The sequence below is a fragment of the Halomonas qaidamensis genome (genome assembly GCF_025917315.1).
GTDB lineage: Bacteria > Pseudomonadota > Gammaproteobacteria > Pseudomonadales > Halomonadaceae > Vreelandella > Vreelandella qaidamensis.
Window position 1 is genome coordinate 3,009,842 of sequence record NZ_CP080627.1, and the last position, 14,924, is coordinate 3,024,765.

Consider the following 14,924-nt stretch of genomic DNA (forward strand, 5'->3'; position numbering starts at 1 on the left):
CTCCTTGAATGTTAGTCGTTAGATATAAGTAATGTTGAACAATGGACTGACAATAACCGTGCCGTTCGGACGACACAACTCCCCAAAAGCCTGATAATGCATTTTTTTAACATTTTCTTAAGCAAAAACAGTGAACTGGCAACTCCTTGTACTTTGGTCACCCCTGCTTCGCTGACCTATCGAACCGTTTTAAACACAAGCGGCGCCCTAGTGGGCGCCGCTTGTGGCTTACTGTGAGACGATTACAGTAGTAACCGGCGAATATCCGTCAGCACATCGGCCAGGAAGGCCGTAAAGCGGGCGGCATCCGCACCGTTAATTGCGCGGTGATCGTAGGAGAGCGACAACGGCATCATCAGACGCGGCTGGAAGGTACTGCCATCCCATACCGGTTTCATCTGCGCTTTCGACACCCCCAAGATCGCCACTTCCGGCGCATTAACGATCGGCGTGAACGCGGTTCCACCAATTGAGCCAAGGCTCGAAATGGTGAAGCAGCCACCGGTCATCTCATCACGCTTAAGCTTCTTGGTTTGCGCTTTCTTACCTAGCTCCGCCATCTCCTTGGCAATCTCAATCAAGGATTTTTTATCGGCATTGCGCACTACCGGCACCATCAGACCATCAGGCGTATCCACGGCAATCCCAATATGCACGTAGTTTTTCCATACCAGCGTTTCGCCGTCGCCTTTGAGGCTAACGTTAAACTGGGGGAACTTACGCAGTGCAAAGGCACAGGCTTTGACCATAAACGGCAACGGTGTCAGCTTGGCACCTTGGGCTTCGGCCTCGGCTTTCATAGCTTTACGGAAGCTTTCAAGCTCGGTAATGTCGGCCTCGTCGAACTGCGTCACGTGAGGTACATTGAGCCAGCTGCGGTGCAGATTGGTCGCGCCCATTTTCAGCAGGCGGCCCATCGGCTTCTCTTCCACTTCGCCAAACTGACTGAAGTCGACTTCTGGGATCGCAGGAATACCCGTACCACCACTCGCTGCAGGAGCAGCAGCCGGTTGCGCTTTACCCTGGCTAGCAATCGCCTGTTTCACGTAAGCATGGACGTCTTCTTTCAGCACGCGCTCTTTCGGGCCACTAGGCTTAACAAGACCAAGGTCAACGCCAAGCTCACGAGCCAGCATGCGCACCGCAGGGCCTGCGTGCACCAGTTTACCATCGCGAGGCTTATGGGCAGCCATCTGCGCTTCTGGGCTAGGCGTTCCTTCTGGTGAAGCTGCTGGCCTAGCACTTGATTGACTGGTACTTGACTGACTGGTGCTTGACTGATTAGCACTAGAGGACTGAGCTTTCTCCGGCGCCGCTTTCTTAGCGGCAGCCTTTTTGGCACCAGCCACTTCCATATAGCCAATCACATCGCCTTCAGAAACGGTGTCACCCTCTTTCACGGTAAGCTCTAAGAGCTTGCCTTTGTAAGGGCTAGGCACGTCCATAGAGGCCTTGTCAGACTCCAGGGTGATCAGCGGGTCTTCTTCGTTGACCTCATCCCCTGCCGCGACACCAATTTCGATAATCGGCACGTCAGAAGAACCTGACAGATCAGGTACGCGAATCTCTTTGCGCTCAGGCTCACCGCTACCGCTATCTTCTTCAACGGCAGACTCTTCTTCCGACGCGCTGCTGGCTTGGCTAGCGGCTTGCGGCGCGTCTTCTTCAGCCGATGCATCACCGCCTTCGTCCGCGATTTCCATCTGGCCGATCACGTCGCCTTCCGAGACGGTATCGCCTTCTTTCACCGTGAGCGCAACGATCTTACCGCCGTGCGGGCTGGGTACATCCATCGAGGCTTTATCCGACTCGAGGGTGATCAGGGTGTCTTCGGCGTTGACGTCATCGCCGGCGCTGACCGCCACTTCGATGATTTCAACGTTGTCTGAACCACCCAGGTCCGGCACTTTAATATCGACCGTTTGTTTACCGCCACCGGCTTTCTTCGCTGCCGGTGCGGGGGCGTCTTCCTGCTTCGGTGCGGGGGCTTCGTCGGAGGAGCTGTCAGCCGCTGCTTCCGGCTTGGCATCGCCACCGCCTTCAACCTCCAGCTCAACGATGTCGTCACCTTCCGAGACGGTATCGCCTTCTTTGACCAGCACTTTGAGCACCTTGCCGCCTTTCGGGGCCGGGACGTCCATGCTGGCTTTGTCAGATTCCAGGGTGATTAGGGTGTCTTCCGCTTCAATGACGTCGCCTTCTGACACCGCAATCTCGATGATTTCGACATCGGTGTCGCCACCGATATCGGGAACTTTGATGATTTCGCTACTCAAGGTCGCGCTCCTTCCAAATCGGATCGAGCCGGCGGGCATCTGCCCGCCGGGCAGCGGTTTAGCTGGTCAGCGGGTTCGGCTTGTTGGCATCAATACCATATTTCTTCAGCGCTTCGCCGACATGCTTACGATCAAGCTCACCGCGGTCTGCCAGCGCACGTAGCGACGCGACGGTGACGAAGTAGCGGTCTACTTCAAAGAAGTAGCGCAGCTTCTCGCGGGTGTCGGAACGGCCGAAGCCGTCTGTACCCAGCACGGTGTACTCGCTCGGCACCCAGGCACGCACCTGGTCAGCGTAGAGCTTCATGTAGTCGGTGGAGGCAATCACCGGACCGTCACGACCTTCCAGGCACTTCGTGACGTGGGGCTTGGTGGCCTCAACGTCCGGGTTTAAGAAGGCTTCACGCTCCAGCAGTAGTGCTTCGCGGCGCAGTTCGTTAAAACTGGTGACGCTCCAGATATCTGCGCCAATGCCCCAATCGTTGGCCAGCAGTTCTGCGGCGGCTTCGACTTCGCGCAGGATGGTGCCGGAGCCCATCAGCTGTACGCGGCCTTTATCGCCCTGCGTTTCGTTGAGCAGGTACATGCCTTTGACGATATCGTCGGTGGGCACGTTGTCGATGACCGGATGCTCGTAGTTTTCGTTCATCACCGTCAGGTAGTAGAAGCAGTTCTCTTTGTCGGTGAACATGCGCTTCAGACCATCCTGGAGGATGACCGCCACTTCGTGGGCATAGGTGGGGTCATAGCTGCGGCAGTTGGGGATGGTAGAGGCTTGAATCAAGCTGTGGCCATCCTGGTGCTGCAGACCTTCGCCGTTGAGCGTGGTACGCCCGGCGGTGCCGCCGACCATAAAGCCGCGGGCTTGCAGGTCACCGGCGGCCCAGGCCAAATCACCAATCCGCTGGAAGCCGAACATCGAGTAGTAGATGTAGAACGGCAGCAGGGTGACGTTGTTGTTGCTGTAGGACGTCGCGGCGGCAATCCACGCGGACATCGCGCCGGCCTCACTAATCCCCTCTTCGAGGACCTGACCTTTCTGGTCCTCGCGGTAGTACATGATCTGGCCTTTATCGACCGGCTCGTACTTCTGCCCTTCGGAGGTGTAAATGCCCAACTGGCGGAACATGCCTTCCATGCCGAAGGTACGTGCTTCGTCTGGAATAATCGGCACCACGTGCTTGCCAAGCTTCTTATCCTTCACCAGGCCGTTGAGCACGCGCACAAACGCCATGGTGGTCGAGACTTCGCGCCCTTTGGAACCGCCCATTTGCGAGGCAAAGGTTTTGTCTTCCAGGCTGGGGATTTCCAGCGCCTCAAAGTCACTGCGGCGGCTGGGCAGGTAGCCGTTGAGGCGTTCGCGCTGCAGGTGCATGTACTTAAGCTCGGGGGAGTCTTCTTCCGGCTTGTAGTAGGGCACGTCTTTGAGCTGCTCGTCGCTGATCGGAATACCAAAGCGATCGCGGAATTTACGCAGCGCTTCGTACTCCATGCTCTTGACCTGGTGGGCTTCGTTGGCGGCTTCGCCATCGCCGCTGCCCATGCCGTAGCCTTTGACGGTGTGCGCCAGAATGACTGTGGGCTTGCCGTTAGTCTGGTTGACCGCTTCATGGTAGGCCGCATAGACCTTGAACGGATCGTGACCACCGCGGTTGAGCTTCCAGATGTCTTCGTCAGACAGGTCGTTGACCATCGCTTCGGTTTCAGGGTACTTACCAAAGAAGTGCTCACGGGTGTAGGAACCGCCGTTAGCCTTGTAGTTCTGGTACTCACCGTCGACCGCTTCATCCATGCGTTTTTGCAGGATGCCTTTCTTGTCCTTCTCGAACAGCGGGTCCCAGTGACGTCCCCAGACGACCTTGATGACGTTCCAACCGGCACCACGGAACACGCCTTCGAACTCGTCCATCACGCGGGAGTTACCGCGCACCGGACCGTCCAAGCGCTGCAGGTTGCAGTTGATGACGAAGATCAGGTTATCGAGGTTCTCACGTCCCGCCAGGGAAATCGCGCCCAGTGACTCCGGCTCATCACACTCGCCGTCGCCCATAAAGCACCAGATCTTGCGGTCGTACATATCTTTCAGCTCACGGTGATGCAGGTACTTCATCACGTGGGCTTGATAGATGGCCTGAATCGGGCCGAGCCCCATAGACACCGTGGGGAACTGCCAGTAGTCCGGCATCAGCCACGGGTGCGGGTAGGAAGAGAGGCCATCGCCGTCGACTTCGCGACGGAATTTGTCCATCTGCTCTTCTGACAACCGGCCTTCCAAGTAAGAACGCGCGTAAATACCCGGGGCGACGTGGCCCTGGATGTAAATCAGGTCGCCTTCAAAATCGCCCTTGGGCGCGCGGAAGAAGTGGTTAAAGCCGACGTCGTAGAGCGTGGCCGACGACATAAAGCTGGCGATATGGCCGCCCAACCCGGGGTTGGCGCGGTTATTACGGATGACCTGAGCAATGGCGTTGTAACGGATCAATGACCGAATGCGGCGCTCCATAAACAGATCGCCAGGCATCGGTGCTTCACGATGCACAGGGATCGTATTCCGGTGCGGGGTTGTCACCGAGAAGGGCACCTTCATCCCGTCCCGGCGCAGGCGATCCGCCAGGCGGGTCATCAGGTAGCGGGCACGATCTTCGCCCTCACGATCCAGGACTGATTCCAGGGAATCCAACCATTCCGTGGTTTCGAGTGGATCGAGATCTTCTCTTGTCTCCAGACTCATAGAGGTCTCTCCGAATGACGATAAATGACAATTAGCCCCGCTACCCCTCAGGGCCTGGGGCGGCTGCGGTGTTATTTAGTCACCACTAGCCAATAAGATGTTGGCGCCAAAGCACCCTGCAGAAGTTTTCGTTCTACATTCAACAAGCTACGTTCTTTTTGATGTAGTAAAGCTACATAATTGTCATGAAAGTTAGCCTTTTGTATAGGCGAAGATACCGCAAAGTCATCACTCTGCCAATTCTAGAAAGCGCTAAAAGGCTATCGAAAACAAACTATTGCACCGCAACATAATGAACATTGTATACTTTAGATGAACCTACTAACCGCCAAAAAATGTAGCTAAACTACCGTTTTATTTACTTACGACTTAAGCACTTAATTAGTTTTTTTAACTTTCTTAGGTGACTTAAGTACCCTAGGACTACCTGCTTAATTCTTGGTAATAATAAGCCCAATCAAAAGCTGGGCCTGGGTCGGTTTTACGCAGAGGTGCCACATGCGCATGGCTTGTGATACGCGTTTTATCCAGCAGTGGATAGCGTGCGATCAACCACTGGGTCACGGCTACCAGCGCCTGATACTGTGCGCGGGTAAACGGCGTCTCATCATCGCCCTCTAATTCGATTCCGACCGAAAAATCATTGAGAGCTGTGCGCAATATCTGCTGATACGGGTCTAACCATGATGAACGCCCGGCATGCCAGGCACGTTGATTCGTGTCAACAAATTGAACGCAGTGGCCATCGCGGCGAATCAGAAAGTGTGCCGACACCCTAAGGTGGGCAATCTCAGCAAAAAAAGGATGCTCTTTTGACTTTAACTGGTTAGTAAACAGCGCCTCAATGGCGTCACCGCTAAACTGACCTGGTGGCAAGCTAATTGCGTGGATAAGTAACAGCGACACCTCTCCATGGGGACGCTGATCATGATTGGGCGATATCACTTGTCTTGCTGTTGACCACTGGCCGTCACAAATTTCACTTTTCATTACACGCACGCTCTCCTCTACGTTGGCGTTCTCTTTCACTATAATGCTTATCACATTTGTTGACGCCCAGAGAAAGCAACACCATGCATTATGAAACCGCTCTTGCCGAAGAAGTCCGTGCTAGCGCCGCCCGCCTGTTGGCTGAGGATGTTGGGCCTGGCGATATTACCGCACAGTTGATTCCCGAAAATCAGTGGGCAACTGCTAACATTATTACCCGCGAGCCAGCGGTGCTGTGTGGCGTTGCCTGGGTAGACGAAATTTTTCGTCGCTTGGACAACCGCGTGACACTGCGCTGGCAAGCTGCTGATGGCGATCGCCTGGAAGCAGACCAGTGTTTTTTAGCGTTAGAAGGGCCTGCGCGTAGCCTTTTGACCGGAGAGCGGGCCGCGCTAAACGTACTACAAACATTGTCCGCCACTGCAACCGCAACGCGTCACTACGTTGATTTAATCGAGGGCACCGGCGTTCGTTTACTCGACACCCGTAAAACACTGCCGGGCATGCGCCTAGCCCAAAAGTACGCGGTAACTTGCGGCGGTGGCCATAACCACCGTATTGGCTTATGGGATGCTTTTTTGATTAAAGAGAACCATATAGCTGCCTGCGGCGGCATTCAGGCTGCTGTATCTCAAGCGCGCAAGCTAGCAAGCGACCTTCCCGTCGAAGTAGAAGTTGAAACGTTTGAAGAACTCGATCAAGCATTGGCGGCAGGTGCAGACATTATCATGCTTGATAATTTCGCTTTGGAAGATCTATACGTTGCTGTCGAAATAAACGGCGGGCGATCAACCCTAGAAGCCTCTGGCAACGTCGATGCCACTACGTTAAAAGCGATTGCAAACACTGGCGTTAACTGCATCTCCAGCGGCGCGCTCACCAAAGATGTAGCATCGATTGATCTTTCAATGCGTATTACTAAAACTTACAACGTCTAATGGCGCTAGGTTTCGATGGCGCTGAGCTCTTTGACGAGGCGATAGCGCTTTAATCGTTCTCCACTGCGCTCTACCCACTGCTCGCCGAGGTTTTTAAAGCCTCGGCGAAGCAGGCGTTCGTAAAGCATGGTACTTGCCTCAATTTCGACACGAGAAACTCCCTCTTCCAGCAGCAGACGCTCAGCATGAATAAGCAGCGTCGTGCCAATGCCGCGACCTGCTAAAGAGGGCCATACATAAAGCGTCTCGATACGCCTAGCAGCAACATCTAGCTCTAAAAAACCGACACATCTCCCATCGCAGCTTGCAACTAGAGTCGTATAAAGCGCTTGACGAGCAGCCCAAGCACTGGCCTCTCGAGGTAGAGCATTGGCCCATGCATGTCGCTCTTCCACACCATAATGGGTAGCCGCTCCCTGCATAACGGCATGATAAAATACTTCGGCTTGGTCAGCGGCATCCCGAACAAGCCCAGCACGGTAGGTGATTCTTGGCGTACTGGGCGTAGGCGCTGCTGTGATCACGTCAGTATTAAGCATCTGTTACCTCTAAGCTGTTTATTGCTGGCCTACTTTAAGCACTGATTTACGTACATTTTCATGCACTGAACCACCACACACGTATGGCTTCTATCACTTCGCAATGTATGTCTAGATAGACTCTTTGCTTTATACTTTTATCTTAATTGGATACACAAGGTATATGATGCGCAATACACCTCTCAATGAGTCATTTGCCCTCACCCCCCTAGGCTACATCGAAAGTGACTATCCTGATAAGTTTGGCGTGCCCCGCCAGCCAGGGCTTGCGACAGCAGCAAAAGCCACGCTAGTCCTAACACCGCCGTTTAATTCACCGCTGTGTGTAAGAGGGTTGGAGGCATTTAGCCACTTATGGCTCAGTTTTATTTTTCATCGCAGCCCGCAGGAATGGTCCCCTTTAGTACGTCCGCCTCGGCTGGGTGGCAATAAGAAAACCGGGGTATTCGCTAGCCGTAGCACACACCGGCCTAATCGCTTGGGGCTGTCGCTTGTTGAGTTGGTGGATATTAATACACAGGGTGGGGTTTGCTTACTTTTAAAAGGCGCCGATCTAGTCACTGGAACTCCGGTAGTAGATATCAAACCATACTTACCATGGGCCGAAGCGCTCCCCGATGCACGTTCAGGCTTTGCGCCAGAACCGCCTTCCGTTTATCCCGTCGAGTTTTCAATAGCTGCAAACAGTACGCTCAAGCAGCACTCTGATGCTGATGGGCTTCGGCAACTGATCGTCCAAGTGGTAGGCCAAGATCCTCGACCTGCTTACCACAGCAATGGGCTGTCACGAGAGTACGGCATGCAGTTAAGAGACGTGAATATTCGTTTTCAAAGCCGGCAACTCACGGATAATACAGCCATTATGTTTATCATCGACATTCAGAATATAGACGTTTAACACCATCTCAATCGACGCAGGCAGGCAGTGTCAATGTAAAAGTACTTCCTTTTCCCAGCTCACTTTCACACTTTACTGTACCATGATGCTTCGTGACGACTGTTTTAACTAATGCCAGACCCAAACCATGCCCGCTAGCAACATTTCCTTCATCACTACGCTGATAATCATCAAAAATGCTATCAATATTCTGAGCTGAAATTCCAACGCCATTATCAGATATTATTAATACAACACTCTCACCTTCTCTGTAAAGACGTACACTAACAGAACCATAAGGATGCGTATATTTAACAGCATTCTCTATAACATTAAAGACCGCTCTTGCAAGATAGCTTTTATCTCCAATTACAGGCAAACCATCATCACCCTGCAAATCATTTAACAACTTAATTTTTTTCATTTTTGCAATAGGCTGCACTTGATCCAACACTTCAATAACGACATCTTCAAATAATAAAAACTGCTTATTCAGGTCGAATGACCTAGCTCGATTCAAACTAATAAAATCGTTAATCATATCAAGCCCTGTCGTGAGACACTGACCTAACCCTTCATAGAAATCAGCTTGTGACATTGCGGAGCTAGGGTCTTTTTGTGCATCTAAAAGCGCTAACGCTCTAGCTTGAGGTGCTTTCATATCATGCGATAAAAAGCTCAGCATACTAGAGCGCTGAGCCTCCGCATCAACCTCACTGGTCAAATCCACCATCCATATTAACCAACCGCCCGCCACACTATTCGCAGTAGTCGTTAACTCATCCATTTCCAGACGATAAGTACGGCCTTGTTGATCGGTACACAACCCGCTAACTTTAACATTAGTGAATTCATTAGTACCTTTTGGGCGGGGTGGCCAAAATGACGCAAAAGCATTTTCGTTTTCAAAGTTAAGTATTTTCGGAAGATCGCCAATGTGGCTAATAGCTCTCTGATTACTCTCCCAGCAAACTTGTTGAGCTTTTCTATTTGCTAGCAAAACTTCGCCTTGTTTATTAAGTACAAAAATGGCAAGAGGTAGAGAGTTTACCGCGTCAAGAATAAATCTACGCCCTTCAACAATACGCCCTAAAGCAAACTCTAGCGCCCTGGACTGCTGTTGCAGCTTACCACCTTCTCCAGGCGGTAAAGTAGGTTCTTGAAATGGCAAAATAGAAGGCTCTTGATAGAGCTTTTCAAGCCCCCGTTTAAACCACGCCAATAGCGCCGACTGGCTCTGCCAGACAATAAGAACGAAAGCAACGCCAAGGGTTATCAAACTAGCGGAGGGCGGCCACCACCACCTAAAACTCAGCGCTAGGATAGAGGAAAGAAGAACACATATACCCAAAGCAATAACGATGACCAATAAATAACGAAAATGAAACCACCACGCTAGTAACATGAGAAAAAGAATAGGAGCAACTGACAAAAAGGCCCCCACCCGGCTCTCAACATTTCTGATATAACTATTATCTCTTAACGCATCAAGCAGATGCGCATGTATTTCAACGCCTGGCATTAACCCCGTTGGCAATAAAGAAACACTATAGCGATCACCTAAGCCTGCAGCGGTCATACCAACTAATACGGTGCGGTCACGTAGTAGTGAAGCAGGGACATATCCCATCAGAACATCACTATAAGAAACAGTAGGATAAGTACCTTCCGGTCCCTTAAACGGTATTCTAACAGTATTATGCGGCCACCGACGGAAAGAAACGTCTTTACTATCCTGATGCGTCTTTTCAACTAATAGAGCCATTAGCTGTGGCCATGTTTCTCCCCGGCGCATTTCAACAAGATTAACCGAGCGTGCTGTACCATCATCGTCAATGCTCACATTAATATGCCCCACCCCTTTTGCTGCCGCTAATAATGGGGAGGAAGGCATTAAAATATCGCGCATCCCGTATTCGGAAATATGCTCAGACAGAAGGGCAATAGGTATATAGACATTTCCATTATGCCGCATTGCCTCAGCCAGTAACGTATCTTCTTCAGGAAAACGACTAGGCTCAATGAGGAGAACATCAAGCACAATAGTCTTAACATCAGCTTCGTCTAGCCGCTGAATGAGCTTTGCGTGTACATCTCTAGACCAAGGCCAACGCCCTAGTGCATGTAGGCTTGGCTCATCAATCGCAACAATCAAAATATCTGAAGAGGGTGGAGTGACGTGCCTCGACAGCCACGTATCATAAAAAAAATTATCGAACAGTAAAGGAGACAAACTATAAACACAAAAAGCAATGGGCAGTAATAAGCCGCCCATTGCACACCATGTCAGCATTAACCGACGGCGTAATGCTTTAGAAAGGCTACCGCTAACTTGAGTCATTTAGCGTTCCCGTATCTATCACCTCTGAGATACCCGTCAGGTTGTCTGTACTGACCACTCGCCAGTAAATATCGTTTGCAGGTAAACGACTTACCCGTAACGGCCCATTGTGCTGTGATACATGATCTAATAGTACTCTGTTAAATTCGCTATCAGCGGCTAGTTGTAAACGATAACTTGTCTGCGCTTGATGAGACCACTCGAATAACCATTGGCTGCCCTCTTGATGCCCCTCACTACTTTCCCTAATAACGGCTACATGACGGTCATTATGATGCACAACAAAGAAAGCGCTACGGCCCTCAATACCTAATCTATCAACCGCAGATAAACGCAAATGATAAAACCCCGGCTGAAGCCCTGTGAAACGCAGCTGTCCATCCAGTGATCGCTGGTCACGAAGTATGTTTAAAAAGTGAGGATCTTTTGCTATTTGCGCTCGATAAGTGACATTTTGGCTTGGATATAAGACTTCAATCTGCACATCGTCAAGAAGCAGCGAGGTAATCCTTACCTCTTCGGGCGGTGGTAGAAGTTGAACAACCTGGACATCGCCACCGATGCCAATACGTGCGCCTTCACCGTTATCTACTGCAGCTTGTTCAACACCAACTCGGCTTTGAGCGGTAACTTGACCATCGTAGACAGAGGTTAATAACGTATTATCTTCATAGCGTGCTTGAAAATGCGTACCGCGGACGCCTAAAAAACCGGTTTTTGTTTCTATGGTGTAAGCTCGGCCTGGCGAGCGCTGTGTTGGCACATAAGACTCAACCTCCCCTTCCTCTAACCGAAACGTGATACCTCGCTCACCTTCTCGTTGTAAGACAACTCGCGAGTTTGAAGGTAAAACAGCTCTGGCACCATCACGCATTTGCAAAGTGATAGATCCCGCTCCAGTTTGCACCACATCGCCGACATTAACCGTATCGCCATTTTGTAATGTAAATTGATTATCCCCTTCAATCAGCCATGCTTCACCTGCACGATAAAGCACTGTTAATGGAAAAGGATCAGAGGTTCCAAGATCAACCAGCGTATTTGGCAGTAGCTGTGTGGGCTGTGCGATAGCATTTAGCTGCTGTAAGTGAGGCCACTTATCCGGCGTGCCATAGTAACGTTCAGAAATATCCCACAACGTGTCACCAGGAACTACACGGTAATAATCGTTAGATACCTCAGCCGCATTGGCGGCTGTTCCCACAAGCACTGCAATACTTGCCAGCACCACATAATGTGTCAAAGAAACTTCGACCCGCTTGAAGCAATGTACCAATATGCTAATTAGTTGCCCATGCAGACTGTAGTTGCTCTTCATAACCCCACCATCCCTTTTTTACATCGGCATACCCACTTCGTATAGTTATTCTTTAACAGAAGTTCTATTGCCGAACGCCCATCATTATTCAATGAGCGTATTAGATACCCAGCCTAATGTAGGTAAGCCATTATCCTGAAAATAAACTTGGCTCCACCCATCCATACTCCCCAGCACATAGACGGATGTACCTCTTGTCAACGATGCAATACGATCAAAGTTAGTGCTTGCTCCGCTACGAATATTGACGCTAGACCCCACTATTTTTTTCTCTTCTAAGTTAGGCAAGCTAGCTTCGATGTTCTCTCTCGCGACATCATTTCCACCTTGAGCTGCCATAACGAACCAGAAAACTGCCCAGGCATGATTTCGCTCTACCCCTTGCCCTCTGGCATGCATCGCACCGAGATTATTTTGTGCAAAAGGGTCGTTCTGTTTGGCAGCCTGCTCATACCACTCGAAGGCACGGGTGAAGCTTTGTTCTACGCCACGGCCTGTTTCATAAAGGCTACCAATATTATTTTGTGCTGCCACATGCCCCTGTTCAGCGGCTAGTTCAAACCAGCGCGCGGCAATACTAGAGTCAGCGTCAACGCCTTCACCTTCTAAGTACAATAGGCCTAGCTGAAACTGTGCTGCTGCACTTCCTGATGTCGCTGCTCTTTCAAACCATTGAGCGGCTGAGCTAGGCTCACCTTCAAGACGTCCAAGCAAGTAAAGTTCTGCCAGCCTGACCTGTGCATCTGCTAGGCCATTATCCGCCGCAAGCCGATACCATTTATAAGCTTCATCTATACTAGCGCCTACTCCCTGGCCGCGCTCAAACATCATACCTAATGCAAACTGGGAGTCTGCGTTACCTCGCTCGGCCGCCGTCCGCCACTCGTGGATAGCCGAGGCATAATGGCCACGCTGGTACTCTTGCAGTCCCGTCTCATAATTGGCACTGGCCAGCGCGCTCGCCCCTAAGAAAACAAAACCAACCAAGGGTAACCATTTCATATTAGGCTCTTCCTTCACAAAAGCCCGGTAGGCTTTCGCCTACCGGGCATTCAACGGTGCAGTGTATTACGCCAGCGAAATAAGTTATTTCACTGGTGTCACCGTTTTGGTTACTTCTGCCAGTATGCGAGCATAAGTATTACGTGCTGTTTGGGTGATCGCTAGTTGATCTTGTAAACGCTGTAGTTCTTGATCAGTAACGCGCAGATTTTGTAACTGCTCGCGTCCCTGCTGCCCCAGACTTTCAAGGGTATATACTTGGCCATCAATAGTGATCGTTGGCGCTGATACTTGATCACCGACGGCAACAGCCGACTCACTTTCTGAATGACTCATTTCTTGTTCAGTAGCGTTTACTGCTTTTTCGATAGCATCTGCTGCTTTTTCAGTAGTGCTTGTTTTACTGGCGCTTCTGCTTTTTGCTGAAACGGTGGGACGCTGTTTGCTCATCAAAGTTTACCTCTATAGCTAAGTAGTTTCTCAAAACAACGTTAATAATTATTAATCGCTGCGTTACACGTTTTATTCAGCTGACTCTGTAGCCTCGTCACTGTCGAGTTCGACAGAGCCACTTGCTTCAATAGAGTCATCAACTTCGATAGTGTCACCGTTTTCAGGAGGTGTACCAATACGCTCGTGGGTCAATACACACAGCACACCTGTGAGAGTATGCTGAATATCAAAATTCGTATCACAGTAGAGTGCCATCGTGTTAAGTAGGCGGCTTTCAAGTATTAATGGGTTTTGCAGGTCAGTTTCATTAATTGCTAGCCTTGCCATAAATAAACTTCCAGCAGGACACTCTAACGCTTGCTCGTCACTGGCGGCCACACACACTGAGCTTTGGTCCACGGTGGGGAGAGAAGGTACCTCTTGAGGCTCGGCCATCACGCTCATACTAAACACAGCAAGGCTTACGGCCGTCACAACTGAGGCGGCGAAAGTAGCAATGTAACCAACATACTTCATTATCAAGTGTCCTATTTTTAAGTTTCTTAAGGGGGGCATTAATCCCCCCTGTTTTCACATGCATGTTTTACTTAGCAGTAAAACCATTTAGCCACACAACTATTGAGCAGTTTCTGTCACCGTAATTTCTACACGCCTATTCGGCCTTAAACACTCAGTAACACTTGGTATTGCAGTTCTACCGGGGCACTCTACAACAGGGTCTGCCATACCACGCCCTGCTGTCATAACACTTGAGCGACTGATCCCTTGGTTAACCATACGCTCCCCGACTGTCTCAGCACGAGAATTAGATAGCGCTAAGTTATAAGCCTCACTACCAAAGCGGTCGGTATAACCGATAATCAGTATATTAGGGCTTACAAAATCCTCATTAATCGTTTGGGTGACCATATCTACAACACGACGGCCTTCTAAGGTTAATTTATCACTATCAAAATCAAATAATACATCACCCGATAGTGTTAACTTTTCTTGTCGTGGCTCGGCGGCAACTTCCTCTACTTCAATAGGCACTAAAAGAGCGGGACACTGAGCATCTCGCCAACGTGTGCTTTCTAACGCCATATCGTCGTCATAATGCACTTGGTATTGGCATGTGATGTAATCCTGACCATTACCCGTATAGAGGTTAAAGACGTAGTTCCATTCGCGAACCCCAAAGAATCCTTCTGCATAATGGGGGTTACCGATTAACTGGCGTACCTGATCCTTGGTTTGACTTTCCCTGATACGTAGGATGCTTTCAGGGTCAACGAACTTACCCCCGTCATACCAGTTACCTGCCAGTGCAGGAAAGCCATCGCCTGCCTCGCGTAGCTCAGTACGGTCGTTGTTGGGTGGACTGGCACAGCCCGCCAACATGAGAACGCCGGCCATACTGGCGGCCCCAAGGGCCGCCTTTTTCATCATCTTATTACGAAGATTTCTCACGTCGTTCTCC

Annotated in this window: 12 protein-coding genes; 2 read left to right on the top strand and 10 right to left on the bottom strand. The window is 50.5% G+C overall.

Features of this window, described 5'->3' with window-relative positions; translation table 11 throughout:
- Positions 1-242: 242 nt before the first annotated feature.
- The 3 genes from aceF to ampD form a co-directional block, all read right to left on the bottom strand.
- A complete protein-coding gene (aceF, locus tag K1Y77_RS13635; protein WP_264429018.1) occupies positions 243-2,276 on the bottom strand; it encodes a pyruvate dehydrogenase complex dihydrolipoyllysine-residue acetyltransferase in 2,034 nt (677 codons plus the stop codon).
- A gap of 58 nt (positions 2,277-2,334) precedes the next feature.
- A complete protein-coding gene (gene aceE / locus K1Y77_RS13640; protein WP_264429020.1) occupies positions 2,335-5,007 on the bottom strand; it encodes a pyruvate dehydrogenase (acetyl-transferring), homodimeric type in 2,673 nt (890 codons plus the stop codon).
- 423 nt (positions 5,008-5,430) lie between these two features.
- Positions 5,431-5,997, bottom strand: coding sequence for a 1,6-anhydro-N-acetylmuramyl-L-alanine amidase AmpD (ampD, locus tag K1Y77_RS13645; protein ID WP_030074058.1), 567 nt, complete (start codon positions 5,995-5,997; stop codon positions 5,431-5,433).
- Between the two features lie 83 nt (positions 5,998-6,080).
- On the opposite strand from ampD, the gene nadC reads away from it, so the two are divergent.
- Entirely contained in the window at positions 6,081-6,935 is an 855-nt protein-coding gene (nadC, locus tag K1Y77_RS13650; RefSeq protein WP_030074060.1) for a carboxylating nicotinate-nucleotide diphosphorylase, read from the top strand.
- A gap of 5 nt (positions 6,936-6,940) precedes the next feature.
- Here nadC and K1Y77_RS13655 read toward each other — a convergent pair whose 3' ends face one another.
- Complete coding sequence (locus K1Y77_RS13655; RefSeq protein WP_030074062.1) at positions 6,941-7,474, bottom strand: GNAT family N-acetyltransferase; 534 nt, start codon at positions 7,472-7,474, stop codon at positions 6,941-6,943.
- 166 nt (positions 7,475-7,640) lie between these two features.
- On the opposite strand from K1Y77_RS13655, the gene tsaA reads away from it, so the two are divergent.
- Positions 7,641-8,372, top strand: a complete 732-nt coding sequence (tsaA, locus tag K1Y77_RS13660) for a tRNA (N6-threonylcarbamoyladenosine(37)-N6)-methyltransferase TrmO (RefSeq protein WP_030074064.1) — start codon at positions 7,641-7,643, stop codon at positions 8,370-8,372.
- Between the two features lie 7 nt (positions 8,373-8,379).
- Here the strand turns inward: tsaA and K1Y77_RS13665 are convergent, their stop codons facing one another.
- The 6 genes from K1Y77_RS13665 to K1Y77_RS13690 all read right to left on the bottom strand — a co-directional run bounded on the left by K1Y77_RS13665 (position 8,380) and on the right by K1Y77_RS13690 (position 14,914).
- Positions 8,380-10,692: a CHASE2 and HATPase_c domain-containing protein gene (locus K1Y77_RS13665; protein ID WP_264017645.1), complete on the bottom strand. Its 2,313-nt coding sequence runs from the start codon at positions 10,690-10,692 to the stop codon at positions 8,380-8,382.
- The gene (locus K1Y77_RS13670; RefSeq protein ID WP_264429024.1) at positions 10,679-12,010 is read right to left on the bottom strand and encodes a FecR family protein; all 1,332 of its coding nucleotides are present in this window, start codon (positions 12,008-12,010) and stop codon (positions 10,679-10,681) included. Before K1Y77_RS13670 ends, K1Y77_RS13665 begins: the two co-directional genes overlap by 14 nt.
- Positions 12,011-12,094: 84 nt before the next feature.
- A complete protein-coding gene (locus tag K1Y77_RS13675; protein ID WP_264429026.1) occupies positions 12,095-13,012 on the bottom strand; it encodes an SH3 domain-containing protein in 918 nt (305 codons plus the stop codon).
- An 84-nt stretch (positions 13,013-13,096) separates the two neighbouring features.
- Positions 13,097-13,462 (bottom strand): DUF6447 family protein, encoded by a 366-nt coding sequence (locus tag K1Y77_RS13680; RefSeq protein ID WP_232222396.1) that lies wholly within the window; start codon positions 13,460-13,462, stop codon positions 13,097-13,099.
- A 72-nt stretch (positions 13,463-13,534) separates the two neighbouring features.
- The gene (locus tag K1Y77_RS13685; RefSeq protein ID WP_030074072.1) at positions 13,535-13,981 is read right to left on the bottom strand and encodes a hypothetical protein; all 447 of its coding nucleotides are present in this window, start codon (positions 13,979-13,981) and stop codon (positions 13,535-13,537) included.
- A gap of 99 nt (positions 13,982-14,080) precedes the next feature.
- Complete coding sequence (locus K1Y77_RS13690; protein WP_264429028.1) at positions 14,081-14,914, bottom strand: OmpA family protein; 834 nt, start codon at positions 14,912-14,914, stop codon at positions 14,081-14,083.
- Between the last annotated feature and the right edge of the window lie 10 nt (positions 14,915-14,924).

What these genes read in the sequence shown, in the direction of transcription:
- aceE (WP_264429020.1), bottom strand. Translation starts at nt 5,007, where the DNA reads ATGAGTCTGGAGACAAGAGAAGATCTCGATCCACTCGAAACCACGGAA.
- ampD (WP_030074058.1), bottom strand. Translation starts at nt 5,997, where the DNA reads ATGAAAAGTGAAATTTGTGACGGCCAGTGGTCAACAGCAAGACAAGTG.
- nadC (WP_030074060.1), top strand. Translation starts at nt 6,081, where the DNA reads ATGCATTATGAAACCGCTCTTGCCGAAGAAGTCCGTGCTAGCGCCGCC.
- K1Y77_RS13655 (WP_030074062.1), bottom strand. Translation starts at nt 7,474, where the DNA reads ATGCTTAATACTGACGTGATCACAGCAGCGCCTACGCCCAGTACGCCA.
- tsaA (WP_030074064.1), top strand. Translation starts at nt 7,641, where the DNA reads ATGCGCAATACACCTCTCAATGAGTCATTTGCCCTCACCCCCCTAGGC.
- K1Y77_RS13665 (WP_264017645.1), bottom strand. Translation starts at nt 10,692, where the DNA reads ATGACTCAAGTTAGCGGTAGCCTTTCTAAAGCATTACGCCGTCGGTTA.
- K1Y77_RS13670 (WP_264429024.1), bottom strand. Translation starts at nt 12,010, where the DNA reads ATGAAGAGCAACTACAGTCTGCATGGGCAACTAATTAGCATATTGGTA.
- K1Y77_RS13675 (WP_264429026.1), bottom strand. Translation starts at nt 13,012, where the DNA reads ATGAAATGGTTACCCTTGGTTGGTTTTGTTTTCTTAGGGGCGAGCGCG.
- K1Y77_RS13680 (WP_232222396.1), bottom strand. Translation starts at nt 13,462, where the DNA reads ATGAGCAAACAGCGTCCCACCGTTTCAGCAAAAAGCAGAAGCGCCAGT.
- K1Y77_RS13685 (WP_030074072.1), bottom strand. Translation starts at nt 13,981, where the DNA reads ATGAAGTATGTTGGTTACATTGCTACTTTCGCCGCCTCAGTTGTGACG.